This is a genomic window from Kribbella sp. NPDC058245, assembly GCF_042882005.1.
Taxonomy (GTDB): domain Bacteria; phylum Actinomycetota; class Actinomycetes; order Propionibacteriales; family Kribbellaceae; genus Kribbella.
The window spans coordinates 257,010-283,256 of sequence record NZ_JBHVWY010000004.1 but is presented as its reverse complement, the minus strand read 5'-3'; the positions used below and the strand labels follow the sequence as shown (position 1 = coordinate 283,256).

Annotated in this window: 22 protein-coding genes and 2 tRNA genes; 7 read left to right on the top strand and 17 right to left on the bottom strand. The window is 65.4% G+C overall.

What is annotated here, in order from left to right; genetic code table 11:
• Positions 1-6: 6 nt before the first annotated feature.
• Both ACFVWG_RS10655 and ACFVWG_RS10650 read right to left on the bottom strand, forming a co-directional pair.
• Positions 7-1,476: a hypothetical protein gene (locus ACFVWG_RS10655; RefSeq protein WP_391542957.1), complete on the bottom strand. Its 1,470-nt coding sequence runs from the start codon at positions 1,474-1,476 to the stop codon at positions 7-9.
• A gap of 1,335 nt (positions 1,477-2,811) precedes the next feature.
• Entirely contained in the window at positions 2,812-3,780 is a 969-nt protein-coding gene (locus tag ACFVWG_RS10650; protein ID WP_391542956.1) for a LuxR C-terminal-related transcriptional regulator, read from the bottom strand.
• 925 nt (positions 3,781-4,705) lie between these two features.
• Between ACFVWG_RS10650 and ACFVWG_RS10645 the strand changes: the two genes are divergently transcribed.
• Positions 4,706-5,161, top strand: a complete 456-nt coding sequence (locus ACFVWG_RS10645; RefSeq protein WP_391542955.1) for a prevent-host-death protein — start codon at positions 4,706-4,708, stop codon at positions 5,159-5,161.
• 3 nt (positions 5,162-5,164) lie between these two features.
• Positions 5,165-5,506 (top strand): hypothetical protein, encoded by a 342-nt coding sequence (locus ACFVWG_RS10640; protein ID WP_391542954.1) that lies wholly within the window; start codon positions 5,165-5,167, stop codon positions 5,504-5,506.
• Positions 5,507-5,632: 126 nt separating this feature from the next.
• On the opposite strand, the gene ACFVWG_RS10635 is transcribed toward ACFVWG_RS10640, so the two are convergent.
• Positions 5,633-6,346 carry a hypothetical protein gene (locus tag ACFVWG_RS10635; protein WP_391542953.1) on the bottom strand — a complete coding sequence of 238 codons (714 nt, stop codon included), beginning with the start codon at positions 6,344-6,346 and terminating at the stop codon, positions 5,633-5,635.
• 343 nt (positions 6,347-6,689) lie between these two features.
• Here ACFVWG_RS10635 and ACFVWG_RS10630 point away from each other — a divergent pair, with 343 nt between their 5' ends.
• Complete coding sequence (locus ACFVWG_RS10630; protein WP_391542952.1) at positions 6,690-8,294, top strand: DUF6119 family protein; 1,605 nt, start codon at positions 6,690-6,692, stop codon at positions 8,292-8,294.
• Between the two features lie 744 nt (positions 8,295-9,038).
• On the opposite strand, the gene ACFVWG_RS10625 is transcribed toward ACFVWG_RS10630, so the two are convergent.
• From ACFVWG_RS10625 to ACFVWG_RS10585, 9 genes are all read right to left on the bottom strand, one after another.
• The gene (locus tag ACFVWG_RS10625) at positions 9,039-9,938 is read right to left on the bottom strand and encodes a phosphotransferase family protein (RefSeq protein ID WP_391542951.1); all 900 of its coding nucleotides are present in this window, start codon (positions 9,936-9,938) and stop codon (positions 9,039-9,041) included.
• Between the two features lie 524 nt (positions 9,939-10,462).
• Entirely contained in the window at positions 10,463-11,605 is a 1,143-nt protein-coding gene (locus tag ACFVWG_RS10620; protein ID WP_391542950.1) for a hypothetical protein, read from the bottom strand.
• 75 nt (positions 11,606-11,680) lie between these two features.
• Positions 11,681-13,111 carry a helix-turn-helix domain-containing protein gene (locus ACFVWG_RS10615; RefSeq protein ID WP_391542949.1) on the bottom strand — a complete coding sequence of 477 codons (1,431 nt, stop codon included), beginning with the start codon at positions 13,109-13,111 and terminating at the stop codon, positions 11,681-11,683.
• Between the two features lie 223 nt (positions 13,112-13,334).
• A tRNA-Lys gene (locus tag ACFVWG_RS10610) sits at positions 13,335-13,407 on the bottom strand.
• Positions 13,408-13,477: 70 nt separating this feature from the next.
• On the bottom strand, positions 13,478-15,022 hold the full coding sequence (locus ACFVWG_RS10605; protein ID WP_391542948.1) for a phytoene desaturase family protein: 1,545 nt from the start codon (positions 15,020-15,022) through the stop codon (positions 13,478-13,480).
• Positions 15,023-15,025: 3 nt separating this feature from the next.
• Positions 15,026-15,685: a thiaminase II gene (tenA, locus tag ACFVWG_RS10600; protein ID WP_391542947.1), complete on the bottom strand. Its 660-nt coding sequence runs from the start codon at positions 15,683-15,685 to the stop codon at positions 15,026-15,028.
• Between the two features lie 10 nt (positions 15,686-15,695).
• Complete coding sequence (locus ACFVWG_RS10595; protein WP_391542946.1) at positions 15,696-16,016, bottom strand: DUF1048 domain-containing protein; 321 nt, start codon at positions 16,014-16,016, stop codon at positions 15,696-15,698.
• A 1-nt stretch (position 16,017) separates the two neighbouring features.
• Positions 16,018-16,374, bottom strand: coding sequence for a DUF1048 domain-containing protein (locus ACFVWG_RS10590; protein ID WP_391542945.1), 357 nt, complete (start codon positions 16,372-16,374; stop codon positions 16,018-16,020).
• A complete protein-coding gene (locus ACFVWG_RS10585) occupies positions 16,371-16,697 on the bottom strand; it encodes a PadR family transcriptional regulator (RefSeq protein ID WP_391542944.1) in 327 nt (108 codons plus the stop codon). Before ACFVWG_RS10585 ends, ACFVWG_RS10590 begins: the two co-directional genes overlap by 4 nt.
• Before the next feature lie 91 nt (positions 16,698-16,788).
• On the opposite strand from ACFVWG_RS10585, the gene ACFVWG_RS10580 reads away from it, so the two are divergent.
• The gene (locus ACFVWG_RS10580) at positions 16,789-18,504 is read left to right on the top strand and encodes an aminotransferase class V-fold PLP-dependent enzyme (protein ID WP_391542943.1); all 1,716 of its coding nucleotides are present in this window, start codon (positions 16,789-16,791) and stop codon (positions 18,502-18,504) included.
• 3 nt (positions 18,505-18,507) lie between these two features.
• Here ACFVWG_RS10580 and ACFVWG_RS10575 read toward each other — a convergent pair whose 3' ends face one another.
• Together ACFVWG_RS10575 and ACFVWG_RS10570 are read right to left on the bottom strand one after the other, a co-directional pair.
• Positions 18,508-19,296: a hypothetical protein gene (locus ACFVWG_RS10575; RefSeq protein WP_391542942.1), complete on the bottom strand. Its 789-nt coding sequence runs from the start codon at positions 19,294-19,296 to the stop codon at positions 18,508-18,510.
• Positions 19,297-19,304: 8 nt separating this feature from the next.
• Positions 19,305-19,793: a SigE family RNA polymerase sigma factor gene (locus tag ACFVWG_RS10570; protein ID WP_391542941.1), complete on the bottom strand. Its 489-nt coding sequence runs from the start codon at positions 19,791-19,793 to the stop codon at positions 19,305-19,307.
• Between the two features lie 205 nt (positions 19,794-19,998).
• Here ACFVWG_RS10570 and ACFVWG_RS10565 point away from each other — a divergent pair, with 205 nt between their 5' ends.
• Positions 19,999-20,259 carry a TetR-like C-terminal domain-containing protein gene (locus ACFVWG_RS10565; RefSeq protein ID WP_391542940.1) on the top strand — a complete coding sequence of 87 codons (261 nt, stop codon included), beginning with the start codon at positions 19,999-20,001 and terminating at the stop codon, positions 20,257-20,259.
• Here the strand turns inward: ACFVWG_RS10565 and ACFVWG_RS10560 are convergent.
• Positions 20,231-21,028, bottom strand: a complete 798-nt coding sequence (locus ACFVWG_RS10560) for an NAD(P)H-binding protein (RefSeq protein WP_391542939.1) — start codon at positions 21,026-21,028, stop codon at positions 20,231-20,233. The two genes, ACFVWG_RS10565 and ACFVWG_RS10560, sit on opposite strands and share 29 nt — an antisense overlap.
• A gap of 67 nt (positions 21,029-21,095) precedes the next feature.
• On the opposite strand from ACFVWG_RS10560, the gene ACFVWG_RS10555 reads away from it, so the two are divergent.
• Positions 21,096-21,539 carry a winged helix-turn-helix transcriptional regulator gene (locus ACFVWG_RS10555; protein ID WP_391542938.1) on the top strand — a complete coding sequence of 148 codons (444 nt, stop codon included), beginning with the start codon at positions 21,096-21,098 and terminating at the stop codon, positions 21,537-21,539.
• A 513-nt stretch (positions 21,540-22,052) separates the two neighbouring features.
• Here the strand turns inward: ACFVWG_RS10555 and ACFVWG_RS10550 are convergent.
• Positions 22,053-22,125 (bottom strand) — tRNA-His (locus tag ACFVWG_RS10550).
• Positions 22,126-22,194: 69 nt separating this feature from the next.
• The gene (gene orn, locus ACFVWG_RS10545) at positions 22,195-22,791 is read right to left on the bottom strand and encodes an oligoribonuclease (protein ID WP_391542937.1); all 597 of its coding nucleotides are present in this window, start codon (positions 22,789-22,791) and stop codon (positions 22,195-22,197) included.
• 220 nt (positions 22,792-23,011) lie between these two features.
• Between orn and ACFVWG_RS10540 the strand changes: the two genes are divergently transcribed.
• Positions 23,012-26,215, top strand: coding sequence for a tetratricopeptide repeat protein (locus tag ACFVWG_RS10540; RefSeq protein WP_391542936.1), 3,204 nt, complete (start codon positions 23,012-23,014; stop codon positions 26,213-26,215).
• Positions 26,216-26,247: the final 32 nt, after the last annotated feature.

Below are 26,247 nucleotides of genomic sequence, written 5' to 3'. Positions count from 1 at the left end.
TCCCGATCAGGGAACGTGCCACGGCACGTCGACCGAATCCCCTGCACCGCGGTACTCAGCGGTCTTCGGCATGTACTTCTCGTCGTAGCCGAGCCACCACAGCATCGCGAGGTGGAGCATGCCGGTTGCGGCGAACCCGGTTTCGGCCCATTCGGTCGTGGTCCAGCGGTGAGCCAGTTTCTGTTTCGGGTGGGCGACTTCGTTGCGAAGTTTGACGGCGCAGGCGAGCGCATCGAACGTCTTCGAGGGTTCGGCCTTCGCGAGATCTGTTTGGACCTTGGTCAGGTTCGCCATGTGCGGCGGAACCGCTAGGTCGACGCCGATGATGTCGAGGATCTTCCGGAGCTGGTCGACGGTGTCCAAGGCGCGCCACTGGTTGTTGGTCAGGTGATTGGGATCGGCAACAGGAAGTTCCTCGACCAGGTACGCATAGGAGATGAGTTGGAGCGCGGACACCGGGAGCAGGACCTTCATCTTGACGGTAGCGTCATGCTCGGCTGAGAAGTGGTATCCGAGCATGTTCATGAAGACCTGCCAGCGGAGGCTGTTCTGGCTGGTGGCGTAGCCGGCGCGGAGCAGTTCGGTGATCTGGGCTGCCGTGCGGTCGACGTCGAGAAATGGTGTGGCGCCGAGTGGCCGGTCAACAGCGCGATTGCACTGCCACCGGCTCCAGGTCGGCTTGCTGTCGCGGTAGCCAACGGGAAGTACGGCGGCGGTGACTCGACCGAGAGCGAAGCCGATGAGGTCGACTGTGATGTCCAGGATCTCGAGGGCATCGGCGGCTTCGAACAGGTCGCCATTGTCCCGCCGGATCCGGCCGACGTGGGTAACCGTGGATGCGCCGGTTGAGCGTTGGTGGTCACGTACCGTTTTGGGGCTTGCGTCGCCGCGCGGCTCGAGACGGAGCTGCCAGCCGCCGAGAGTGACCTCGACCCTGCCATGGCGTTCTTGGCCGCCGTAGCAGGTGTTGAACCCATCGAGGCCGTACCAGCCGTTCAGAACGAAAAACGTCAGATGGTCGAGAACGCTCGGATGGCCGATATCGATGCCATCGAGATGTTTGAAGGCAGAACTGGTCGCGCCGCCCTGCCTGGTGAACTTCGGCGGCCGGGCGGTCTTGGCAGCGGAAGGGATCGACTTCGTTGGTATCGACAGGCTGTCGAGGTCGACCCACTTTGCAGGCTGCTTGGTGCCGCCTCCTTTCAGAAACTCTGGGATAGCGCTGAAATCGAGGTCTCGGACGCCGTGTGCATGCAGCCGGGGAGTCGGCTTGAGATCAATGACGACCACACCGCGAAAGCGATGCCCGTCGTGATCGAAGTTGCCGCGGTACACGGGGATGTCGGTCGCATCGAGCGGCGGGAGCGGGTAGTGGTGCGTGAGCGCCTTCGGGAAGTGGTGCTTGATGATCACCTTCTCGCCGTCAGGCATCGTGAGGGTCTTGCAGATCCCGCATTCGGCGTCGAGGACAGGCACGACGGCCATCCTAATCCCCGCAGGAAGGTCAGGACGGCTTCATGTTCCTTGGCCGCGTGACCACGGCCAAATCGGCCGCGGTCGGAGGATTCCCTACGTCCTCGGCCGACAAACCAACCAACCCTAAGTGACCGCCGGGAACCTCGCCGAGGTCCAGCATGTCGCAGCGTTGCCATTCCCTCAAGCCAACGAATGAGTCAGACGGAATCTTCGTAGGCGTCGAGGTGGAGGGCGCTGTCGCACAGTTGGGTGATCCAGCGGTCGACGATCTGCTCGGGTAGCTCACCGTCCGGTTCTGCAACGGCGTATGCGTCGAACCAAGGCGAGGGTCGAGTGCCAGCGACCTGGTTCAGCCCGGCAGTGTCGATCAGTTCGGACAGATTCGAGGACGTTCCGAGCCAGAATCCGATGCTCGCGGCCGATCGGGCGATAGAGCAGCTCGAGGTTCTCAGATCTGTCAGGGGCTACCTCCCATCGTCCCTGAATCTCGCCGATGGAAAGCTCTGTTTCGAGGCGGCCGAAGAACTTGAAGTCGAGCAGGTCGGTCGCGAAGGCAAAGCTATGCAATCGCACCCTTGAACGTTGCATCTCTTGCGGGCGGAATCCCAGCTCTTCGTATGCGCCACGTGCCGCCGTGATGTCAGGACTACACGACGTGGCGTCATGTCCCGCCGAGGCGAAGTCCCGCGCGGCCATCCCTTCTCCGACTGCATTGAAAACCTGACCGTGCCTCCACGAGGTCCGCCGGCGATGTAACTCCAGCGCGTCGCTGACAAGGGCCTCGATCGCCAGTTCGGCACTACACCTTTGTCGTACGTGCGCACGAGGCAAGATCAGCCTTTGTCTTCTGGTGGACGAGAGGACCTGCGCCTCACGATGGATGAGACCCGGGTCCTAGTCGGCAGTCATCAATACCCAGAGAGGTTCGCGTCATGATGAAAAACATGCTTGTCCGTTCTGTTCTGGCCGGATCGGTGCTCCTTGCTCCGCTTGCGGTCGCGCAGCCTGCGATGGCCTCGACGCAGGTTGTCGGATTCCGAGTGGGGTCGTGGCACTGCCCGAAAGCATTCGGGCTCAGAAGCCTGAACGGTGTGCACGTCTTCGCAACATCTAGCCAAGCCCCCAACATTGGCGGGGAATGGGTTGGCAGTACGACAGGAACGGCCTATGTTCACATCACAGGGGTACCGGCCGGTGGCGGCCCGGCCCATGTTGTGCTGAGCTACACCTGCTGGAGCAGCACACCGACGCCGGCCGAGGGTGATCGCTGGATCTACGGATCGGGGCAGCAACCCACGTACACCCTGTGATCTGCGACCGCGGATTGACTCGGACCTACCCATAGGGACGAAGTCTTGCCACGACCGCTGCTCGCTGCCGTACTCCGAACTTGTCCAGGACGCGGGTCACGTGGGTCTTCACCGTCGCCACGCTGATTCCCAGGTCGTCCGCGACCTCCTCATTGGTGAGGCCGTCGGCCATCAGAAACGCGACCTCCTGCTCGCGTGCGGTGAGCTTGTCCAGCAGTAGACGAGCTTCAACTGACGGCCTCATCAGTAGCTCGTTCATCTCGCTCTGCGTCCGCTCGCACAAGTCCCGCAGACCGCTAAGCCCACCTAGTACAGCCTCCGGATCAGATAGGTTGTTCCCTGTCATGCGGATGATGTCGCGGCGCAGTTCCTCCAACCGGTGGCCGAACGCTTCGACCACATCCACAACCGACATGGGTCCAGCGGTTGCGTCGCCGCCGCCCAGCAACCTGGTCTCATGGGCGACATCTTCCCGTTCTCGCGCCAGTGCTCTGACCACGCTCTCGGCCAGCCATTGGAAGGCCCCGGCGATCTCCTCGCTGTACACGCGAGGCTGATAGCTCTGCATGGAGGCAAGGCCGATGACAGCTGGTCCGTCAAAGGAAGCCTCGAGCAGGGGGACCGCGATGGCGTCGCGGGACAATCGCTCTTCGTCGCCGAACGAGTGACCCCGATGGAGCAGGCGTCCGTCGTCCATGCTGTACAGATAGGGCTTTGCGTTCTTCTTGATCCAGGCCGCAAGTCGATCCGGGCCATAGGTCTGATGCCCTGGAGGCTGCTCGCTCGGCGTGTCGAAGATGTAGGGGAGGACGAGATACTCATCGTCACGGAAGAACGCCACATAGAAGCTGTCGACCGGCGCGATGGTTCCCATTGTCACCCGCCATTGGTTGTAGAGCTTGCGGCGCTGGCCCGTCGGTAGGTAGCTCACCGTCCGGTACGCATCACGGAGGATCTCGGCCAATCGCGGCGAGAACTGTTTGAGGTCAGACATTCGGCATCTTCTCGTCGCCTCCTCATAGCCAGCCTCGACGCCTGCGTATGTCGGATCATCCGCTACTGGCACCCCCAGCGACAGGCCACCGTGCAGTCCCCTCCTAACGATCGAGCCTGTGGCAGTGGACCGGCGCGAGGACTTGGCCGGCCGGTATGCGACCCGTCGGCTGGATCTGCCCGATGGTCGTGGCCAGAGCCTTGAGAGGCCTAACGTTCTCTGATCGCGGGATGATGGACTCTACGGACGCCACGTCCTGCTGACTGTGCTGGATCGGGAGAAGCGCGAAAGAGTCGGAGCCCTCGATGGCTCGCCAGGCGCTGCGGAGCTCGCCGAGAGGGAGTGTGTGGGCAGTGCTGGTGAGGACGCCTCGGAGGTTGTCCTCTGGGAACAACGTGAGGCCGCCGGAATCGTTTTGCAGAAGAGGGCGTTCGGCCTCGTTGTCGCCCAGCGCTGTTCCAGGTCTGCGGCATAAGCGGCGGCCAGGCTTGGTGGCGTCACGGAGCGCGCCATCTCGCCCAGTTGCTCGACCGTCAACTCCCCGCCGCTGACCCGCACTGCCAGGGCGGTGTCGAATGTCTAGTCGGATGGAGTCAGCGCAGGGTATGGCGCGATGATCGGGTCGATGAGCGACGGAGTCGATCCTACCCGCGCCATGTCGATGTTCTGACCGCCATGCTGCTCTTCCGTTCTCCGGCCATCGAAGAGCTGTCGGAGCACCATTGTGCCGGACCAACCGCGCACGCATCGGAGCAACCAACCCGGCCGGATTGCTCATCTAGCTGAGCGCCTCGCGAGGGACGAGTTGACCCTCGCGTCAGCGACCGGGCCCTACGCGGGAGATGCTTGCAGGGTGGCCTGGTCAGACTTGGCGGGAGCCGCCAGAGATTGCATTCAGAACACGTTCTGAACTACTATGGGCTGCATGACGACCGACACCGCATCTCGAACCTCCTTCCAGTCGTCTGACTTGAGCCGCTCCTCGGCCGAGGTTTTCGCCGCGGCCGCGGATCACCCTGTCGAGGTGACACGACGCGACGGCGAGTCATTGGTTCTCATGTCCGAGAGTGAAAACCGAGCCCGTACCTCGCTGCTCGAACTGGCAGCCCAGCTCATTGCCGTGTCCACCAGTCTCGAGGGGACGCTCGGCGAGCGAATGAGCAACCACTTCCCCTGGATGCTCGCCCTCAGCACGGAGGGGCGCGAGACCTGCGCAACCGACATCCTGGCCTCAGCCAGGGCGTCCTTCGCCACCGGCCAGGCCTACCTCGCGCTCGCCGAGCTCACCTCATGGCGCGAAACAGCGACGGCAATCGCGGCCGGTCTCGGCCATGCATCGGTGGAATGGCTTGACGAGGACGAGCCGGTGGAGCGTCCCTGACGCATGGCGAAGCAGACGAAAGTCGAGCGCCCGACCAAGAAGAGCGAGTACGAGCTTCGCTTCGCCTCTGCCAACGCCCAGAAGGGATGGCGTGACCTCGCAGCAACGCTGCGAGGTCCGCTCGCCGATACCTGGGACTTCCTCACAAGAACCCCGCTGGACGTGACGCCGACCAACTACCCGTTGAAGGACGTACTGGGGACCGTCTCCCGGGCAGGAGCCAGCCATGAACGCTGGCAGCACAAGCCAACAGCCAAAGGTACGGCTCGGATCTGGTTCTACGTCGAAGACCACGTCGTCTACCTCGAACAGGTACACACAAGCCACCCCAACGAGACAAAGTAAGGAGATTGCACGCGTCGGCGTATAGGGCCACGAAGTCACCTCGTCCCGTGCTCTCTTCACGGGTGATGGTTAGCAGATCTGCTTTCGTCTGAAGTCCATGCTGTCTCTGCCTAGCTGCCAGCGGTGTTAGGCCGGTTCGACGAACGCCGGGTAGCGGTCGAGTACATCTGCGATCCCATTCATGTGCAGTCGGGTGCGGGGCAGATCGAGCGCGGATATCAGTTGGGTTCGCGTCCTCGGGGATTCAGCGATGGACAGAACCGATGCGATGCGGTGGAGTTGCGTGGCTGTGCTCTGTCCGCGTTCGGCGGCTTGCCAAAACTTCTCGGCGACGTCAACCTGCCTGCCGAATGCGCTGATTGATGCGCTGAGGTTCACCAGGATCGCTTGACGAGGGGTACTCGTTCTCTCCCAAGCGGCGAGGATTTCGTGACGCCAGTGATACGAGGCCGCCGCTAGCGCGACAGCCTTGCCTGGTCGGCGTGGTCGTCTCGGCCGGTGGCTTCGTTCGATCTCGAAGACTGACCGCGCGATACTGAGGCCGAGCTCGAATGGCATGTCGTAGAAGCGCTCCCGGCAATGCTGCTGATCGTGCAGTAGGCCGCCGACCCCGAGCGTAATTTGCTCTAACGAGTAGGCGTCATTGACGCCTGGCGAGATCCAACCATTGAGCAAGACAAAGCCGTGTGGGTTCGCCGCCTGCCTGTGAGCCGCCAGACGCCGCCAGATACTTCGAGTGCGCCCGAACATCACGTACTGCTGACGAATTCCCTGAAACTCCAACACATACAGGTGATCGTCCGACGACGGATCGGCGTACTGCGCCAGTTGACGAACCACAGCTGCCTCCGCCCGTTCAATCTCGTCGCTGAAGCGCGGCGTCTTTCAGCCTCAGGGGCCGGCTGCCCGGGATAGCGCCTGTTCGTGCCCACCTGATAACAATAGAACACGTGATCGGTTGCCATCGCGCTTGGTCGGGTCGAGGACGGTCGAGGCCAGAGAAGCGTCGTCCTGGACAAGCGGTCGACGAGCACACATCCCGCTTATGCGCACCGTCACCGGGACAGGGGTGTGACGGTTGACGTGACCTCGTTGGCGCTGGGAGAGGCGGACGGATGAGGATTCGACGTTGATGACTCTGGGTAACCTCCGGTCAGGGCAGGCTTGGGTCCGAGGAGGCGCGATGCGGATCACCGTGTACTTGTTGCGCTCGGGTGCCGAGTTCGTCAAGGAGACTCTCCGAGATCACAGCCGCTTTCACGAGTGTCCCGTCGTGGTGCCAGCCGCCGAGAATGTCGAGTGGCGCCTGTTCATGCGTCCGGGAGCTCCGCTGGAGGCCGGATGGCTTGAACACATTCGGCCGCTATTCGTTGGTCAGCCCCCGGTTTCCAGCGTCGGCATGTCTCCGGGAGCCGTGCTGTTGGTGAAGGCGCATGGGCGGTTGTTCGCGGTCACGTTTGGAACAGGCTTCCACGCCATCGACGATGGGTTGAAAGAGCCTGACTTCGGTCTGCTGGTCGCTGCCAACTCGGTAGATCCCGAGCAGGTCATGCTGGCGGAGGCACGGGGGATGGGGAAGGGAAGGCGTAATGCGCTGAGTACGTTGCCGACGCCGAACGAGATGTTCGCACTAGGCCTCCTGACGGACGAGGAATGGGTACGACGCTTCGGCGGCGTGGTCGAACTTCCCGGTTTTGCACGCACGATTGCCGGAGCGGACTCGCTGAGCCTCTCGATCGACGGATACCGCCTCGCGGACCTACCAGCGACCTTGGGTAAAGCGCTTGAGCTCTGGCAGGCAGACGACTATAAGGCCCGTTTCCCCTTCCTCACCTACTTCCGCCGGGTCGCTGACCGGGAGCTCATCGCAGAGTTGGACGAAACAGTCGAATCGCTCCTGCGCACCCGCGATCCGGACGTCGGCTTCGCAGTACCGGACGAGCTTCACTTGACCGCTGACTGGTACCGCGTTGCGCGGCGACGCAACGCGTACGACGTCTACGAGTTGCTGACCGATGAGATCTACACCGCGATCGATACCGTCGGCGGTTGGGAAGCCCCAATGACTTCGGTGAAGGTCGAGGCATACGACATGAACGGCGACGTCGTCAGCGGCTCACGATCTCTGCGTTCTTACGTAGTGGCGACGGTCGAACGCCTTGCCGGGAAAGCCAAGCAGCAGTACACGTTGACTGCCGGCATCTGGTTTCGGGTCGATCAAGAGTACGTTGAGCAGGTCGACCGCTTCTTGAGCGCCAAGGTCCCTGATCTGACGACCGAGCTTGGCCTCCCGGTTTGGGACGAGAAATTCCTCGAGGAGCACGTCGAGGGCAAGTATGGTGAGCAGCGCTACAACACTTGGGTCGGCGATGAGCTCGGCCATGCCGTTCTGGACCGGAAGCTCTACCGCGGCAAAGCGGGGGAGAAGGTCGAGATCTGCGATCTCCTCACCAGGGCAAAACACCTGATCTGTGTGAAGCGGATGGACGGTAGCGACAAGCTGAGTCACCTCTTTCAGCAGGGATCAGTGTCTGCGCAGCTGACTCTTGTGAACGACGACTATCAGGCAACGCTGATGCGCAAGTTGCGGGAACTGGAGCCAAGCGCCGAGTTCGGCGTCGCTCAAGACTGGACGGTCGTGTACGCCCTCGCCACCAGCAAGCCGGGTGCGCTCAAGGACATCATGTATTTCTTCTCGCGGGCGGCCTTGAAGATGCACGCCGAAGCGATCATCGGCCGGGGCTTCAAGGTTGGACTGGCCAAGGTCGACCGCATCGCTGGGCCTTAATCACGCCGGGGATAGGGTGCGTGAGAGTCTGCTGTCGTACATACCTCGGTTATCGATGCATTGATCGGTCGCGCGGAACTGTCTGCCGCGCAGTTGCAAGGGAGCTCCGAGCAACCCGAGCTGATCGCGGCGATGATCGCTGATGCATGTGGTGCCGACCTGAAGCGTTGGGCGAGGTTGTCCTAACTGCCGGATCCACCGCTCAAGTCACTGAAGTTCGCGGCCTGGCTTGATCAGACCGGATGAGGCACGCCGGGCACGCGCGACCTGGCCCCGTCGACGACGGACTGGGGCCTGTCCTGGGCACGGCAAGGCCATCTGGTGACGTGAGCACCAGCACGAAACCTCATGTCACCGACCCTAGCCGGTGACCAGCCGTAGGTCCACTTGTGGTGGCGATGGACTTAACCCGTTCGCCGGTCTCGAACCGGTGCTGCTGCTCCGTCACTGCTCCGTGGGACGTTGACAAGCGGCGATCACCGTCGCGAACGGATGAGTACAAGCATGCAGGTCAGAGGATGAAATGGGAGTTCGGTCCGGTTTGGGGTAGCCGGCACCTGCAAGATCCTCGACATCTTCGAAGGCACCTCAGCAAGTCCGGAAACTCATCGTCGCCCGCAGAATCATGGGGGAGACGCCTGCTGAGCTGAATTGCCTTGCAGATAAGGGGTTTGGGTCTGCTGTCGAAGATCAGCCCCGGACTCAGGTCGGGATACTCGTGGCCAGGCCCGGTGAAGCTGGCGCTTAGAGTGCGACCCAGTTGTTGGTGTGGTCGCCGGTACGGATGGCGGCGAGGCGTTGACGCAGTGCGTCGGCGTATGTCGGTTTGGAGTGCTGGCGGATCGGGCCGGGGAGTTGGGCGAGGTCGCGCATGGCGATGAGGGTGTTGTAGCCGTCCCAGTCGCGCAGGTCGTAGCCGTATCGGTCGACGAATGCCTGGATCCAGGCCTCGTTGCGGCCGTAGCGGGTGGCTGCGTGCCACGTCGGGATCAGGTCGACCTCGCGGGGTCCGCGGCTGACCGAATCCCAATCACACAAGATCGGCTTGGCCGGGTCGGTTGTGGTGTCCCACAGTAGGTTGCCGGCCCAGGCATCACCATGGATGAGGCCGTGGCCGAGCGGCCAGGTGAGTTCGGCCAGCTCGCCGCGTATGTCGGCGACGTAGCGAGTGAGCCAGTCCAGGTTCTCTGGGCTCAATGCTTTCGCGGCTGCGGGTGATTTCAGTGCTCGGCCGAGGGACTCCAGTGGGGTCCAGTCGGCGAGTTCGGCCGGCGGTTGCCCGATGCCGTGTAGCGCCTTGATGAGCGAGCCGAGGTGCCGGGAGTTGAGGGGCTTCGCGTGGTGGGCTTCTGGCTGGGGGTAGTGAGTCCAGAACGTGACGCACGTCGTGTCGTCGATCTCGACGAGTTCGGTGCCGGGCAGGGGGATCGTGGCGCCGAAGCCTTCGTCACCGAGCCAGTCGGTCACGGTCTGGGTGATGCGTAGGCGGACCGCGTCGTCGCCGGTCGCGATCCGGGCGATCGCCGGTACGGCGGGGAGCAGATATACGGCGTTGCTGTAGTCGTGGATTAGCTTGGCGCCGTCGGCATCGAGGCCGTTGTGTGTGCAGGCGGTCGTCAGGGCGTCGGCTAGGGGAGTGGGCACGGCGCACCACTCTAGCTACGCATTGGCTCCGGCAACTTCCGGAAGTGCCGCCCGACCTGTTGCACTGCGGTCAGGTCGCCGTAGACGGCGAGGCGACGGCGTTGAGCGAGGCCAGCCGGCTTCGCTTGCACCTTGGTGTTCGTCTCGGAGATGCGCGTTGAGCCGACTTGCGCTTGTTGCGGCTACTCAAGGCGAGGCGGAGCCGCAGCCCTGGGCATCAGCGGATCTCGTCGACGCCGGTCCCAGCACCCAGCTTGTCGCAGCTCAGGCCACGAGTTGATACTGCAGGGATTCGCTAGGCGCCATCACGACATGTCCAGGTCGCCGAAGGCGTCGTCGAGCTGGCTACTTTGCGGCCTACCTAGACGACTTGGTGACAGCTGACGGTGCTGGGTGACAAGCTCAAAGCCCGCAGTCTGCGTTGCAACGGTTGATGTACAACCTAAGGCGTCTGAGCCGCCCGTTCTGACAGACCTTCGCCGTGTTCGGGTGACGGTGTCGCGTGGTGGGTCAGGTCGTGATGGTCACTGCTCGGGTGGTGCGAATCTCGAGTTCCACTGTTCGTAGATTGCTGGGTCTGGGCGGTAGGAAACTATTGATGAGAGTGGGACGTGCATGATGGTGCCGCTGGTCATCGCGATCTCGGCCCAGGGCTGATCCGGGGCGACCGGGTAGTGGCGGTGCGGGGTGAACCGGATGACGGCGTCTGAGCGAACGATGTCGGCGTCTTCGTGAGGCTCCCAGGTGAGCCACCCTGACTTCGCGATGCGGGCTACGCGGACGAGTGCGGCGTAGCTGCTTTCGGCGTCGGAATCGTCGGCGACCCAGGTCTCGGGATCTGCGGTTGATGTCTGACGTGCCAACCTGACTACATCGCTGATTGGCGACAGTCCGACGATCGGCTCGGGGGCGTCGACCACCGAGAGGTCTCGAGATGCCGCCTCCAGACCGACGGTGTCGAGTAGGTGGAAGAGATCGTGTACTTCCGCGGTTGTTGTGGTGGTCTCGGCGTAGGGATGGACGATGCGGGTGTCGTTGAATGGCGTGAACCAGCCTTCGACCGGGGGTACCCACATGCCTAGGGAGCGTTGCATCGCGGGATCGTTTTCGAAGCCGTCCATGTCTTTGCTGAACAGCAGCTCGAAGTCGGCGTCCTCCAGGAGGAGGTCTTCCAGAACTGCGTCGTAGTCGAGATCGGCTTCGTCCATCAGAGCGTAGGCGCTCTTGCAGATCGCGTTGAGGATGATCTCTTCTGCGATACAAGCCGGTCGATCGGCCTCGGGGTTGGCCAGGTCTTGGGTGACCTTGATCGCGGTGACGAGGACCTTCGCGAAGAAGTGCGGGTCGTACGCGGGACGGAATCGGGCTGGGAAGTTGTCCCAGACGAACGTGCCGGCATAGACCTCGGGGTCGGGTTGGCCGTCGTCGGTGTCGAGTTCGGCGGCGCCGATGGTTTGGATGTCTGCGATGCACTCGTCGATGACGTAAATTCCCGCGAGAGTAACGGCGCCCAGGAGACGTCGCTCGGCACGCAAGTCGTCCTCGGTCGGTGGTTCGTCGCCCCAGTCATCGCGGTCGTCGGACGTGCCAAGGTAGGAGATGTACGGGTTGCGTGCTCGCTCTGCGAGTTCGTCGAGGAGTTCAATCAGCGTCTCATCGTCGGCCACCCGATCAGCTTGCCACATGGCTGCATGTGTGCGTCCGGGCGCGTTGGACAGGTCTTCGGTTTGGTTCGATTCTGTTCAGAGAAGACCTGGGTCGTCGAAGGCCTGTTCAAGGGCTTCGGCGGCGGCTGGGTTGGCTGCTCGTCGGCCCAAGTAGACGTCTTGGGTGATGGAAACCTTGGCTTGGCCGAGTTGGTCGGCGATCTGGCGGGCGGTGTGGCCGGCGTCGTCGAGGGCGGTGGCGGTGGTTTTGCGGAGGGCGTGGGAGCGGATCCAGGCGAGCTTGTCGGACTCGGCAGGTCGGAGGGCTGCTTCTAGGTGGGCGCGAAGCTCGGGTGTGTCGTCGAGTGTGGTGCCGTAAGTCTCGAGCAGGGTTGACACCAGTTCGGCGTCGACCTTAATGCGGCCGGTTTCGATGAGTTCGATGCGGGTTTGTGGCCAGCCGAGCGTCACGGCCACTTCCTTGCGGGACATGCGTGTCGTGCGGCGGTGGGCTCGGAGGGCCAAGCCGAGGTCTCTGCGGGCTGTGCTGCCGACCGGCGAGAGCGCGACACGAAGGGAGCGGCGTGTGTTCGACGGGTCGCGGTGGCCGCCGAGAGTGTCGGCGAAGATTGGTTCGTCGAGTCGGACACCCACGGCGAAGCGGGAGCGCAGGGGCGCGAGGGCCCAATTGGGCAGGCTCAGGACGCGTTCGCCGGCCCGCGATTTGGTGACCTTCCGGATCAGGCCTTCGCCGGGGAGCCGGGCGATGGTGTGGGTGATCTCGACGGTGCCGGTTTCGAGGTCGACCTGATGCCACAGGACGGCGAGGGCCTCGCCGATGCGCACACCGGTACCCAGCATGAACGTGGTCAGGTCAGGAAGATCAGCTCGGACCGCGCCCGGATCGGCGGCGAGGCTTGCGCGGAGGAGAGTGACTTCTTCGGTGGTGAGCGCACGGGGCGGGTTCTTGGGTTTGGCCTCGATGGCCTCGATCTCCCGGACCGGGTTGACGGAGATCGCTCCGTAGCGGACGGCGATTTTCATCATGCCGGACAGAACCGCGCGGCACGTCTTGGCGGTGGGGGCGCCGGAGCGGTCTTTGATCTTGGTGATCGCGGTGTCGATGCGTTGGGTGGTGGCCTCTCCGATGCGGAGCTCGGCAAATGCCGGTCGGATGTGGTTCCTGATGGCCCGCCGGTAGGTGTCCAGGGAGGTCGGGGATCGGGTTCCGTCGACGATTCGCTCCTCGAACTTCTTCTCCCACAGATCGATGAGGTGGGAGACCTTGTGCATCGCGGTCAGCGCGCCCGCCTGGCCAACCTTGGCGCGGTCTCTCAGTTTGGCGAGGAGGGCCTGCTCGGCGGCCGATGCGGTCCGGCCGGCTGCCCTGACGTCGCGGACCTGACCGTCGTGATCTCGGAAGTTGGCCTTCGCCATGTGCCCGATGGCCTTGCCTTTGGCGTCGGTCTTGGTGACCTTCGTGGAGATCTTGCCCCAGGATCCGATCGGCAGCGGTGGTCTCGGCATCTCAAGCCTCCAGTTTGGGTGCGAACTGGTTGCTCAACGGAGGCCACGAGCTGGAATCGCAGAGATCGGCAGCGCTGGTCACTGCTGTGACATGACGCACAGTCACGATCAGATCAAGGGTGCCCAGACGGCTCTGCAGTGGCAAAGAGGGCAGTAAGGGGGCACCTCGGGCAACACGAAGGCCCGGTGCACATTGCGATGTGTGCCCGGGCCTTGGTGTTTGTGCGCCGCCAGGGACTCGAACCCCGAACCCGCTGATTAAGAGTCAGCTGCTCTGCCAATTGAGCTAGCGGCGCATATTTTCTTGTGGTCTTGCCTTCGAACGAAGAGGAGCTTAGCAGGGGTTTTGGGGAGATGTGAAATCGGTTAGGGGGCGAGGATTGTCATGGCGGCGTTGTGGCCGCCGAGGCCGGAGACGGCGCCGCCGCGGCGGGCGCCGGAGCCGCAGATGAGGAGGTTGGCGGCGTCGGTTTCGGTCCCCCAGCGGCCGACGGTGGTGTCGTCGGGGGACCAGGGCCACTGGAGGTCGCCGTGGAAGATGTGGCCGCCGGGCATGCCGACGGATTCTTCGATGTCGAGCGGGGTTTTGGCTTCGATGCAGAGGTTGCCGTCGGCGTCGCGGGCGATGCAGTCCGCGAGCGGTTCGGCCAGGTAGGACTCGAGGCCGGCCAGGGTACGGCGGGTGGCCTCGGCCCGGGCGGAATCGTTGTCGGAGGCAAATAAGCGGGCGGGGAAGTGGACGCCGAAGACGGTCAGGGTGTGGTGGCCGGAGGCAATCAGCTCGGGGGAGAGGATCGACTGGTCGGTGAGGGAGTGGCAGTAGACCTCTGACGGCGGTACGGCGGGGAGGGTGCCGCCGGCCGCGGAGCGGTAGGCGGTCTCGAGCTGGGTGTAGTCCTCGTCGATGTGGAAGGTGCCGGCGAAGGCACGGGTGGGGTCGTCGCCGGAGCGCAGGGCGGGGAGGCGGGAGAGGAGCAGGTTGATCTTCAGCTGCGAGCCTTCGGGCTTCACCGCGACATCACGACCACGCAGCGTGTCCAGAGTGGTCGGGGCGACGTTGGCGAGCACGTAGGAGCAGTCGACCGAGCGCTCGCCGTCGCCACCGAGCCAGGTGACGGACCCACGAACGCCGTCGACCTCGATGGAGGTCACAGAGGCGTCAGTGATGAGTGAGGCGCCGGCTCGGCGGGCTGCGTAGGCCAGGGCGTCCGTGACGGCGCCCATGCCGCCTACGGGTACTCGCCACTCGCCGGTGCCGTTGCCGATCAGGTGGTAGAGGAAGCAGCGGTTCTGGATCAGTGAGGGGTCGTGCAGGCCGGCGAAGGTGCCGATCACTGAGTCGGTGGCGACCACGCCGCGCACGGTGTCGTCGGCGAAGCGGCGTTCGACGGACTCACCGAAGGGGCGCTCGACCAGCTCGTCCCACAGCGCAGGGTCGACGCGGGAACGCAGGGTGGCGGCGGACTGCAGTGGTTCGAGCAGCGTGGGGGCAATCACCTCGGCCAACGAGCCCACTGCGCTGTAGAAGGCGGTCCACGCGTCGTACTCGGCGTCACTCCCGGTCAGCCGGGCAAACGACTCCCGCGTCGCTACACCCTCCGGGCGCTCGACCATGAGGCCCAGGTCGCGGCCAGAACGTCGTACCGGTGTGTAGGACGCCACTGAGCGTGAGCGGAGCTGTAGCGACAGGCCAAGGTCCGCCACGATCTTGTCGGGCAGCAGACTGACCAGGTAGGAGTAGCGCGACAAGCGCGCGTCCACACCGGGGAACACCTGCTGGCTGACCGCTGCGCCGCCGGTGTGGGGCTGCTGCTCAAGCACGAGCGTGGACATGCCGGCCTGGGCCAGGTAGGTGGCGGCGACGAGGCCGTTGTGCCCGCCACCGACGATCACGACGTCGTAGAAGTCCATTGTTCAGACCGGCCAATCGAGCTTGGTGTATGCGGCGTCCCAGAACATCCACTCATAGCGACAGGTGGTCGCGAAGTGCTGGTGACAACGTTCCCGCTCCGCCGCTCCCACGTCCAGTACGTCGGTCACTGCCAGCACGGACTCGACCACTGCATCGAACTCCTCGGAGCCGTACGTCTCGATCCACTGCCGGTAGACCGGGTCGGGCGAGGACCGCTTCAGCAGTTCACGTCCGACGTCCCGGTAGATCCAGTAACACGGCAGTACGGCGGCCACGGCCTCGGCGTACGTCCCGGTGGCGCAGACCGCGGTCAGATAGGACATGTACGCCGTTGTGGTCGGCTTGGACCCGGCTGCCTCGACATCAGCCGTCGTGAGGCCCAGCGAAGTCAGCAGGGTGCTGTGGAGTTCCCGCTCGACCGCAATGGCGTTGGCAGCGTGCAACGCGAACATGCTGACCGCGTCCTCGTCGGTCGCGCGGGCGGCGACCAGACTGAGCGCCCGCGAGTACGCACGCAGGTAGTGACTGTCCTGGACGATGAAGTAGCGGAACGCGTCGTGGTCCAGCGTCCCGTCGGTGAGTCCGGTGATGAAGGGATGCTGCACGATCTCGTCGTACACGCCAGCGCCGCCACGAGCCCACAACTCACCGGAGAACGTCATGCCGACGACCCTATAGGCCGTGCTTCTTCTGGGTGATGGACTCCTGGTAGGCATCCGCGTACGTCGGGGTGTCCTGCAGGAGGCCGTCGACGAAGGCGGCGACATCGGGACCGGTGACCTCCAGCACTCCCTTGCCGGCCGCGACGCCTTCCTCGAAGAAGTCGACGAGCCCGGTGAGCAGGTCGCCGTCGATCAGGTCGACCGGGCCGACCTTGAAGACGTACCGCTGGATCTCCTGGTAGGCGACCTGGTAGTCCGGCGGGAGTGTCTTCACCCGCGCTACGTGCGCCCGCCACTTCTTCTTGCCCTGGATGATGTCCTGGATGCCCATGTCAGCCTCCCAGCCGGTTCAGTTTCTTGGCGACGTTGGCGTTCAGCTGCTCGCGCCACTTGTCGCGGTAGTTCCGGGCGCCTTCGCCGCCGGCCAGCGCCGCGCTGAAGCCGACGATGTCGTCGCCGATGACCTGATAGATGGTCAGTCCGTCGGCCGCCGACTCCTCGAGCAGCCCGAGCGCGCTGTCCAGCAGTGGCATCAGGTTGCGGCCGGTGAAGTCGCCGTACGGCGTGAGGTGTCCCTTGATCTCGTCCCACGCGCCCCGGAAGTCGTTCGGCAGGGCCGCGGCCCGGGCGTCGAGCGCCTTCCATTCGCGGGTGAGATCGCTGCCGGTGATGGTCTCCCAGAAGCTCATTTCGCGCCCTCCTTCAGCTTGTCGATGCGTGTTGTCATGTAGTCCCATTTCGCCCAGAACGTCGCGAGCTCCGCGCGTCCGGCGTCGTTGAGGGTGTAGAACTTGCGCGGCGGGCCCTGCTCCGAGGGCCGCTTGGTCACCTGGACGAGCGCGTTCTTCTCCAGCCGCAGCAGGATCGTGTAGACGGTCCCCTCGACGACGTCGGCGAAGCCGAGCTCGTTCAGCCGCCGGGTGACGGCGTACCCGTAGGTCTCCTCGGCGCCGATGATCTCCAGCACACAGCCCTCGAGCGTGCCTTTCAGCATCTCGGTCAGACCGTCCATCCGCACTCCCATCCGGTACTCGGTGTTACTCAGTACCAGTACAACGTACCACTAGGTACCGGGGTGGCCAAGGGCCCCTTACCCTGACCCCATGACGATCCAGGGGGAACGTGTGCAGGCACCGCCGGAGTCGCCGTTGCTGCGCCGCATTCGCGCTTCGGTGATCGGTGACGACCAGGTGATGCCGGGGCCGTACGGGCCGCGCCGCGTGACGTACGCGGACTACACGGCGTCCGGGCGCGCGCTCGGCTTCCTCGAGGACTTCATTCGCGAGGAGGTCCTGCCGCGGTACGCGAACACGCACACCGAGTCGAGTGGGACCGGCCTGCAGACGACCCGGCTGCGCGAGGACGCGCGCCGGATCATTCACGAGAGCGTCGGTGGGGACGACGAGACCGCGCTGATCTTCTGCGGATCCGGCGCGACCGGCGCGATCGACAAGCTGGTCGGAGTTCTCGGGCTGCGGATCCCGGCTCAGCTGGACGACGAGCACCACCTGACCGACAAGATCCCCGCCGAGCAGCGGCCGGTCGTCTTCATCGGTCCGTACGAGCACCATTCGAACGAGTTGCCCTGGCGCGAGTCGATCGCCGACGTGGTGATGATCAGTCAGGACGCCGACGGGCACATCGACATCCCGCAGCTCGAGGCCCGCCTGATCGAGTACGCCGATCGCCCGTTGAAGATCGGCTCGTTCTCAGCCGCCAGCAACGTCACCGGCATCGTCAGCAACACGCACCGGGTCTCCGCGCTGCTGCACAAGCACGGCGCCTTGTCGTTCTGGGACTTCGCCGCGGCCGCGCCGTACGTCGAGATCGACATGTACGGCGGCCGGGACGCGGACCCGTTGTCCTACAAGGACGCGATCTTCCTCAGCCCGCACAAGTTGATCGGCGGCCCGGGAACTCCCGGCGTACTGGTCGCTCGTCGGGAGCTGCTGCGGAACCGGGTGCCCGACGTACCGGGTGGTGGGACGGTCGCGTTCGTGAACCCGACCGGGCACCGGTATCTGGAGGACCCGGTTCATCGTGAGGAGGGTGGGACGCCGGACATCATCGGCTCGATCCGGGCCGGCCTGGCGTTCCAGCTCAAGCAGGCGGTCGGGATCGACGTGATCCGCGCGCACGAGGACGCCTACCTGCGGCGCGCGGTCGACGCGTGGCGCACCGAGCCGACCATCGAGATCCTCGGGAACCTGGACGCCGAGCGGTTGTCGATCGTGTCGTTCGTGATCAAGGCGCCGTCCGGGCGCTACCTGCACCACAACTACGTGGTCGCGCTGCTGAACGACCTGTTCGGTATCCAGTCCCGCGGTGGTTGTTCGTGTGCGGGGCCCTACGGGCATTCGCTGCTGAACATCGACCTGGCGCGCTCGGCCGAGTTCGCCGAGGAGATCATGCACGGCTGCGAGGGGATCAAGCCCGGCTGGGTGCGGGTCAACTTCAACTACTTCATCTCCGAGGCCGTCTTCGAGTACGTCGTCGATGCCGTCAAGCTGGTCGCGGAGGGTGGCTGGCGACTGCTCGGCGACTACCGCTTCGCCCCGGCGACCGGTCTGTGGCGGCACCACCGCGGTCCGGTGGAGCCGCCGATGCGCCTGTCCGCGGTCGGGTACGACGCCGACGGCAAACTCCGCTACCCGCGGCATGACCACACGGCTCCGGAGTCAGCGCTCCAGGACTACCTGGCCGAGGCTCGCGAACTTCTCTCGAGCAGTCAGGAGCGGAACGCAGAGGCCGAAGGCACTGTGAACACTGACTTCGACCATCTGCGCTGGTTCGACCTGCCGTCGCGCTGCCTGACCTGAGCGCTACTTGGAGACCTTGGCCGGGAACTGCCAGGCCTGGCTGTCGGCGAGCTTCGTCAGCTGGGCGACGGTCAGGATCGGCGCGACCCGGGTGTGCTTCGTGCCCTTCTCGGACACCCCGTTGTACGACGCCACCGAGATCCGCCGACCGTCCTTGCGGGTGATCTCGACATGACTGGACACGATCCCGAACTCCTTCTGCCGGGCGTCGGAGTACTCGGGTGACAGGCTCTCGGACCGGATCGTCGACCCGTCCGGCCGCGTCCTGCACCCCGGCTCCCCGGCGCACCTGGCTGGTCCCTTGAACCTCTCCAGCAACACCTCGACCCGCGACCCGCCCTTGCCGTCGTCGACCACCCAACTGGCACCGAAGAAGCCGTCGTCCTTGCCACCCCAGTTCTCCGGCATCGAGAAGGTTCGGCTGGGTCCCTGCAGTAGCGACTTCAAGGTCGTCAACGTCGGATCCTTGAGGTTGGCCGACGGTGACGTGGCCACCGGCCCGGATGGTGCCTTGCTCGGCAGCGAAGGCTTCGGCGTAGCCGAGGGCCCTACCGCCAGCGATCCGGCCGGCGCCGCTTGCCCATCCCGATCGAAGTGCTGAACCGCACCGACCACGACACCCAGGGTTGCCAGTACGGCGACCCCGGCCGCGGTACCGGCGAGCACGCTCCGCCGCTGCCGTAGTCGCGTTCCCTGCGCGACACTGCGCTCGACCAGGTCCACCGACTCCGGCTCGAGGTCCTCGGTCGCCTGGCGCATCAGCTCCGGCAGCTTACTGTCCAGATTGCTCACAATTCTCCTTAAAGGGCGATCAGGTGGATGGCGTCATCACCCAGCACCGCACGCAGCCGCTCCAGCGCCCGTGCCGTCCGTGTAGTGATCGCACTCGGCTTCTTCCCAAGATCCAGCGCCACCTGCTCAACGCTGCGATCTTCGAAGTACCGCAGCACCAGCACTGCCCGATCCAACGGAACCAGCTCCGCCAACGCCCCCTGCAAAGCCAGCCGCAACTCCACGTCTCCCACCGCCTGAGCCCGCTCTGGAACCTCCCCGGTCGGCCGCTCGGTCCAGCTCCGCCGCCTGCGCTGCGACACGAACGTCCGCACCAGAGCCGTCCGCGCATAAGCCTCCGGCGCGTCGATCCGGCTCCACGTCTTCAGCATGTTCGCGAGCGTGTCCTGCACCAGATCCTCGGCATGATGCCGATCCCCGCACAACAACCAGGCGGTCCGGTACAGCGGCCCCACTCGAGCCCGAGCGAACTCCTCGAACTCAGCAATCCCCTTCATCCACCCTCCAGCCGTCGCCTACACCCCCATAGACGCACCCACCGCCGAGTTGGGTCACACCCCTGGCAAGATGAACCCGTGAATGGAAGCTCCTGGTTCGCCTACGCGATGGTCGTCGGCATCACGTTCGTGGTCGGTCTCATCGCCTTCACAACCTGGATCCTGACGCTGGTGTTCTAGTGGCCGGTTGCCGTCGCGGTCAGGGATGGAAGGTGACTGTGCCTGCGGCTGGCCGGAGGTGCACGCGCGGATGACCGGCGCGATGGCGACCATCGTGAAGCAGGCGGGCGAGCGCGGTGAGATCGCGACCGCGGACGTGCCGGATCGGGGCCTCACCGTGCCCACCAACCTGATGCGTCACGAGATGCTGTTCACCCGGGAGCCGATCGCTCCGTCCACGCTGACCGAGATCGTGGACGACGTCTTCCTGCCGTTGGTCAACGGAAGGCGTGAAGATTCCGAGTGACCCAGTCGGCGAACGTCGACGCCGGCCGACCGAGAACGTTCGGTACGTCGGGATTGACCTGCTGCTCGCCGGCGGACGGCGTACTGAGGACGTCCAGCGTGGCCTCGACGACCGGCTCGGGCATGAACTTCACCATCCTGGCCCGCGCCTGATCCCGACTGAGCTCGGTGAACCGCACCGACGCACCGATGGCCGTCCCGATCACGTCGGCTTGCTGCCGCGGTGAGATGGCGGCCGGTCCGGTCAGCGTATAGATGGCGCCGGTGTGGCTCGGGTCGCGGAGTGCGGCCGCCGCGACCTCGGCGATGTCGTTCGGGTCGACGGTCGGCAGGGTGACGTCCGCGAAGGGCGCTGCCATCGTGCGGTCGGTCCGGATGGAGTCGGCCCATTGGAACGCGTTGCTCGCGAAGTTGCCGGGACGCAGGATCGTCCACTCGAGCCCGGACTGCGTCACCGCGTCCTCGTGGACCGACGGGTGCCGCTTCGTACCGACGCCTTGCGACGAGAGCAGGACGACGCGCGGTACGCCGGCCGTCTTGATCACGTCGATGACGTCGTGGAGGTTGCCGCCGGCAAGGAACTCGGCGGAGGTGAGCAGGAAGATCGCCTTCGCGCCGTCGAGCGCGGGCTTGAGGGTTTCGGGTTTGGTCAGGTCGGCTCGAGGCCCTTCGCCGTTCCGCGAGACGGGTACGACGTCTTCGCCGGCCGCCTTGAGGGTCTGGACGAGTGGACTGCCTACGTTGCCGGTTGCTCCGGTGATCACGATCATGCCGACGACGCTAGTTGTCGTGGGATAGTAGGTACCTAGAGGAAAGTACTGGGCGGAAGGCGGATTTGTGAGCGAGACCACTCCGGTGGATGCAGGAGTCGGCGCCGGGATGGATGCGGCGGTTGGTGCTGCTGTTGGTGCGGCCGTTGACTCGGTGCAGGCGTGTCCGATTGCTCCGGTGGTCGACCTGGTCTTCAGCCGCTGGACGACGCCGATCCTGTGGACGCTGAACGAGTACGGTCGGCAGCGGTTCGTCGAGCTCGAGCGACGGATCGGCGTCATCACCCCGAAGGTCCTGACCCAACGCCTCCGCCAACTGGAACGCGACGGCCTGGTGGTCCGCGAGTACCACGCCGAGGTCCCACCACGCGTCGAGTACGAAATCAGCCCCCTCGGTCGGAGCCTCGCGCCACTCTTCCACTCCCTCGCCCAGTGGTCCCCCAACCTCGCCGCGGTCGAAAAGGCCCGCCACCACTTCGACACCACCCAACCCGCCCACCGCCGCCCCTGACCTCCGTAGGCAGCCGCGGCAGCAAGTGACCTGCAACAAGAACCCGTGGACCGAGACAGGAACTCGTGGCCTAAGACCTGAAACAACAGGCCTCTGCCCACCCCAACCCGTCCCAGGTCACCAGAGCTAGACCGCGTCCCATGAGGCGCTGCGTGATGTCGGCATGAAGCCGGGCGCCGCCCCAACCACCGCCCCCGCCGTACAAGCGCCCCCAGCCACCGCCCCCCGCCGTACAAGCGCGCCCCAGCCACCGCCCCCCGCCGTACAAGCGACCCCAGCCACCGCCCCCCGCCGTACAAGCGACCCCAGCCACCGCCCCCCGCCGTACAAGCGCCCCAGCCACCGCCCCCCGCCGTACAAGCGCGCCCCAGCCACAAGAAGCCGAGCGAAGCGCAGGCGCCAGGGGGTGCGGGTGGCGAAGCCCCCGCCCGCGCCAAGCGAAGCGCAGGCGCACAAAATGCCGAAGGCGACCCGGTCCGCGCTTTCCGCGGACACAGATCGCCTTCGACTTCGGGTGAGTGACGGGACTCGAACCCGCGGCCACCTGGACCACAACCAGGTGCTCTACCAGCTGAGCTACACCCACCATTGCCGCCCTTACTGCGACGGCTGGGTAATCATAGCGACGATGTGCGAGGACTAAAAATCGGGGGGTTCAGGACCCCGAGACGGCGGTTGCGGCGGCTCTTGCGGTCTCGGAATCGGGGCCGGGCTGGGGGACGAAAACGGTCTGCCGGTAGTAGCGCAGTTCGGAGATGCTTTCGCGGATGTCGGCCAGGGCGCGGTGGTTGCCGGTCTTGGCGGGGGTGGCGTAGTAGACGCGTGGGTACCAGCGGCGGACGAGTTCCTTGATGGAGCTGACGTCGACGTTGCGGTAGTGCAGGTGGGCCTCGACGCGCGGCATGTCGCGAACCAGGAAGGTGCGGTCGGTACCGACGGAGTTTCCGGCCAGGGCCGCCTTGCGGGGCTCCTTGACGAAGCCGGAGATGTAGTCGAGGACCTGCTGCTCGGCGTCGGCGAGGTCGATGCCTTCGTCGAGCTCCGCGAGCAGACCGGACTCGGTGTGCATGTTGCGGACGAAGTCGCCCATCTGCTCGAGCGCGGCGGCCGGCGGCTTGATCACCAGGTCGATGCCGTCGTCGAGCACGTTCAGTTCGTAGTCGGTGACGAGCACCGCAACCTCGATCGTGGCGTCTGCCGCCAGGTCGAGGCCGGTCATCTCGCAGTCGATCCACACCAGCCGGTCATTCATGGGCACTCACCTTACGGCGCACCGTGGACAGTGCCGTGACCGGCTGGCCGCGGGCGACTGTTTCAGTTCGGTGCGCACCTGCCTCGTTTTGTTGCCGGTCGGGCCACAATCCGCAAGCATTCACCCGGGGTGCGTGGGTGGTTACCCGCTGGAACCCTGTTGCGGACGGCGGGGGCGGGTGCTGTCCTATTGAGGGATCCGGGGAGGAGGTGTGGGGCTGGTGGAACCTGGGGCGGGGATGGTGGGGCGTCCGCGGCTGACGGCATTGCTGGACGAAGGCGTGCAGCGGCGGCTGCTGACCGTCGTGGCCGACGCGGGCTTCGGCAAGTCGACCTTGCTGAACGCCTGGGCTGCCGGACGCACCTGCGCCTGGCACACCGTGCGAGCCGAGGACGCGTCGCTGGCCGGCATGGTCGCGCGCCTGGTGGCCGCACTGCGCAGTCAGGTCCCGGCACTCGCCTCGATCCCGGCTGAGCTGCAGAGTCCGCGCGGACCGGACGCTGACGCCGAGCAGGAGACCAGAGCCCTCGCGTATGCCGCTCTGCTGGCAGACGCCCTCAACGACAACCTCGACGAGGACCTGGTCCTCGTGCTCGACGATCTGCATGAGCTGGGCCCAGAAGCACCAGCCACCAGGCTGATCGAGGGCCTGGTCCGGATCGCTCCGGCGAACGTCCACCTGGTGGTGGCGTCGCGCACCTCGATGCCGTTCGGGATCGACCGGCTCCGCGGGCGTGGACAGGTGCTGGAGATCGACGCGACCGCTCTGGCCTTCACAGTTCCCGAGACCCTCGCCGTACTGGAGAAGGTGCTTGGTGAAGGTGTCGCCGACCTCGCAGAGCCGTTGCAGGCGGCGGTGCAGGGCTGGCCGGCCGCGGTGCGGCTTGCGGTCGAGGCACTGCGGACCGTACCGGCCGCTGACCGAGCTGCTCGGCTGCGGCGGGCGCTGCGTTCTGACGGCCCGCTCTATGACTACCTGGCTGAGGAGGTCTTCGCTGCCGAGCCCCCATCGGTACGGCGTTTGCTGGCTGGCGTGGCTGTGCTCCCGCGGTTCGGATCCGAGCTCTGTCAGGCGATCGGCCTCACCGACAACCCCGACACCCTGCACCAGCTGCGGACCAGAGGACTGTTGGTCTCGGCGGGGGAGGCGGACGGCTACGAGCTCAACCCGCTCGTCAAGAACTTCGCCAACGACAGGCTGGTGGTCGACGAGCAGGAGCTTGCCGAGCTGACTCTGCGGGCCGGCAAGTGGTTCGAGTCGGTCGGCGAACACCGTGACGCGTTGGCCTGCTATCAGTCGGTCGACCCGGCCAAGGTGGCCCGGATGCTCACCGAGACCGGTCACTCGATGGTCGCAGGCGGACTGGCTGAGGTAGTGGTCGCAGCGGTCGCCGCACTGCCTGCTGAACTGCGCGACGCGGCCATGGACCAGCTAGAAGGCGAAGCCCGTCAGGTGCTTGGGGACTGGCAAGGTGCGGTCGAGTGTTTCGACCGCATCATCGAACCTGACGGCGAGATCCCAGTGGGTGTGGCCTGGCGGCTCGGGCTGATTCACCATTTGCGTGGACAGACCGATGTGGCGATAGCGACGTACCAGCGTGGTCGCATCGACGGCCAGCAGCCGACGGACGAGGCGCTGCTGCAGGCCTGGTGGGCAGGGGCGCACTGGCTGCGTGGTGAGTTCGAAGAATGCCGGGCGCTCATCAGCTCGGCGTATGCGACCGCCAAGCTGTCTGGCGACGACAGGGCACTGGCCATCTCGCACACTGTGCTCGCGATGCTGGCTGCGGTCGACAGCGATCCGAGTGGCAACTCCTCGCACTACCTGCATGCTCTAGAGCACGCGGAGCGTGCTGGCGACCTGCTGCAGTCGATCCGGATCCGGGTGAACCGCTCGTCGCACCACATCGCAGAAGGCGACTACGAGCTTGGTCTGAAGCAGCTGGACATCGCATTGGAGCTTGCGGACCGCGCAGGCTTCGCAGTGTTCCGCGCGCTCGCGCTGAACAACCGTGGCGAGGCGCTGCTGCGTCTGGGCCGGTTGGATGAGGCGATCGGCGAGCTGGAGGCGTCCCGCGCGCTCTACCAGAAGCTGGACTCCAAGCGAGTCGCACAACCGCTGTCCGTGCTCGGTGAGGTCTACCGCCAGCGTGGTGACCGTGCGATGGCGCGGGCGTGTTTCGAGGAAGCCATCGCGATCGGAGAAGGCACCAAGGACATGCAGTCCCTGGTTCCGTCGCTGGCAGGGCTGGCGCGGGTCCTGGCCGTCGAGGAGCCACGGCGTGCAGCCGAGTTGGCTGAGCTTGCTAAGCAAGCCGTTGCCTACGGCCCCGTCTTGGGTCAGTCTGGCGCTCTGGTCGCGCTCGGTTGGGTCACGCTGCATGCAGGCAACGCTGCCGAGGCTGCGGCCAATGCTGAGGAAGCAGCGGCGCTCTGTCGCAAGCGACGCGACCGCGCTGGTCTGGCCGACGCTCTGGAGCTTTACGCCGAGGCCGGTGGCGGAACGGTCCTCCATGAGGTGCTGAACATCCGCAGCGAGCTGGGCGACCAGTTGGGCGAGGCCCGCGCTGAGCTGATGCTCGCCGAGCGGACCAAAGGCCCAGAGGGACGCGAGCTGGCCATGCGGGCGCACCAGCGCTTCCTGGCGGCCGGAGCGACCCGCTACGCGGCCGCAGCACTGGCCACCAGCGACCAGACCGGTCCAGCGGCGGTGAAGGTGGAGTGCCTGGGCGGCTTCCGCGTCCTCCGCGCGGGCAAGGCGATCCAGCTGGGGGAGTGGCCGTCCAAGAAGGCCCGCGACCTGCTGAAGATCCTGGTGGCGCGCCGCTGCCGTCCGGTCGCGCGGGTGCAGCTCCTGGACCTGCTCTGGCCGGACCAGGACGAGTCCGTCGCCTCCCCGCGTCTCTCGGTCGCCCTGTCGACCGTGCGGTCTGTGCTGGACCCAGAGAAGAGGTACCCGCCGGACCAGTTCGTCGGCGCAGACCGGGCGACCATCTGGCTCGACGGCGATCAGACTGCTGTCGACGTCGAGCTGTTCCTACGTGATGCCCGTGAGGGGCTCAACGCCAGCGATCTGCGGCTGCTCCGGACGGCAGAGGCGTCGTACAGCGGGGACTTCCTGGAAGAGGACGTGTACGCCGACTGGGCTGCCGGCATGCGTGAGGAGGCCCGGGCGCTCTACGTCCGGGTGGCGCGGGTGCTGGCCGAGCGAGGCCGGCGTGACCCGGATGCGACGGCCGGATACCTGCTCCGCATCCTCCAGCGCGACCAGTACGACGAACGCGCCCACCTGGGCCTGGTCTCGGCGTTCCAGGCGAGCGGTGCGCACGGGGAGGCCCGCCGCGCCTACCGGACCTACGTGCAGCGGATGGGCGAGCTGGAGGTCGAACCCGCCGCCTACCCCGCCGTACCAGCGCGGCTTTAAGACTGTCTGAAGGTCTGTCCGCACTATCTGCT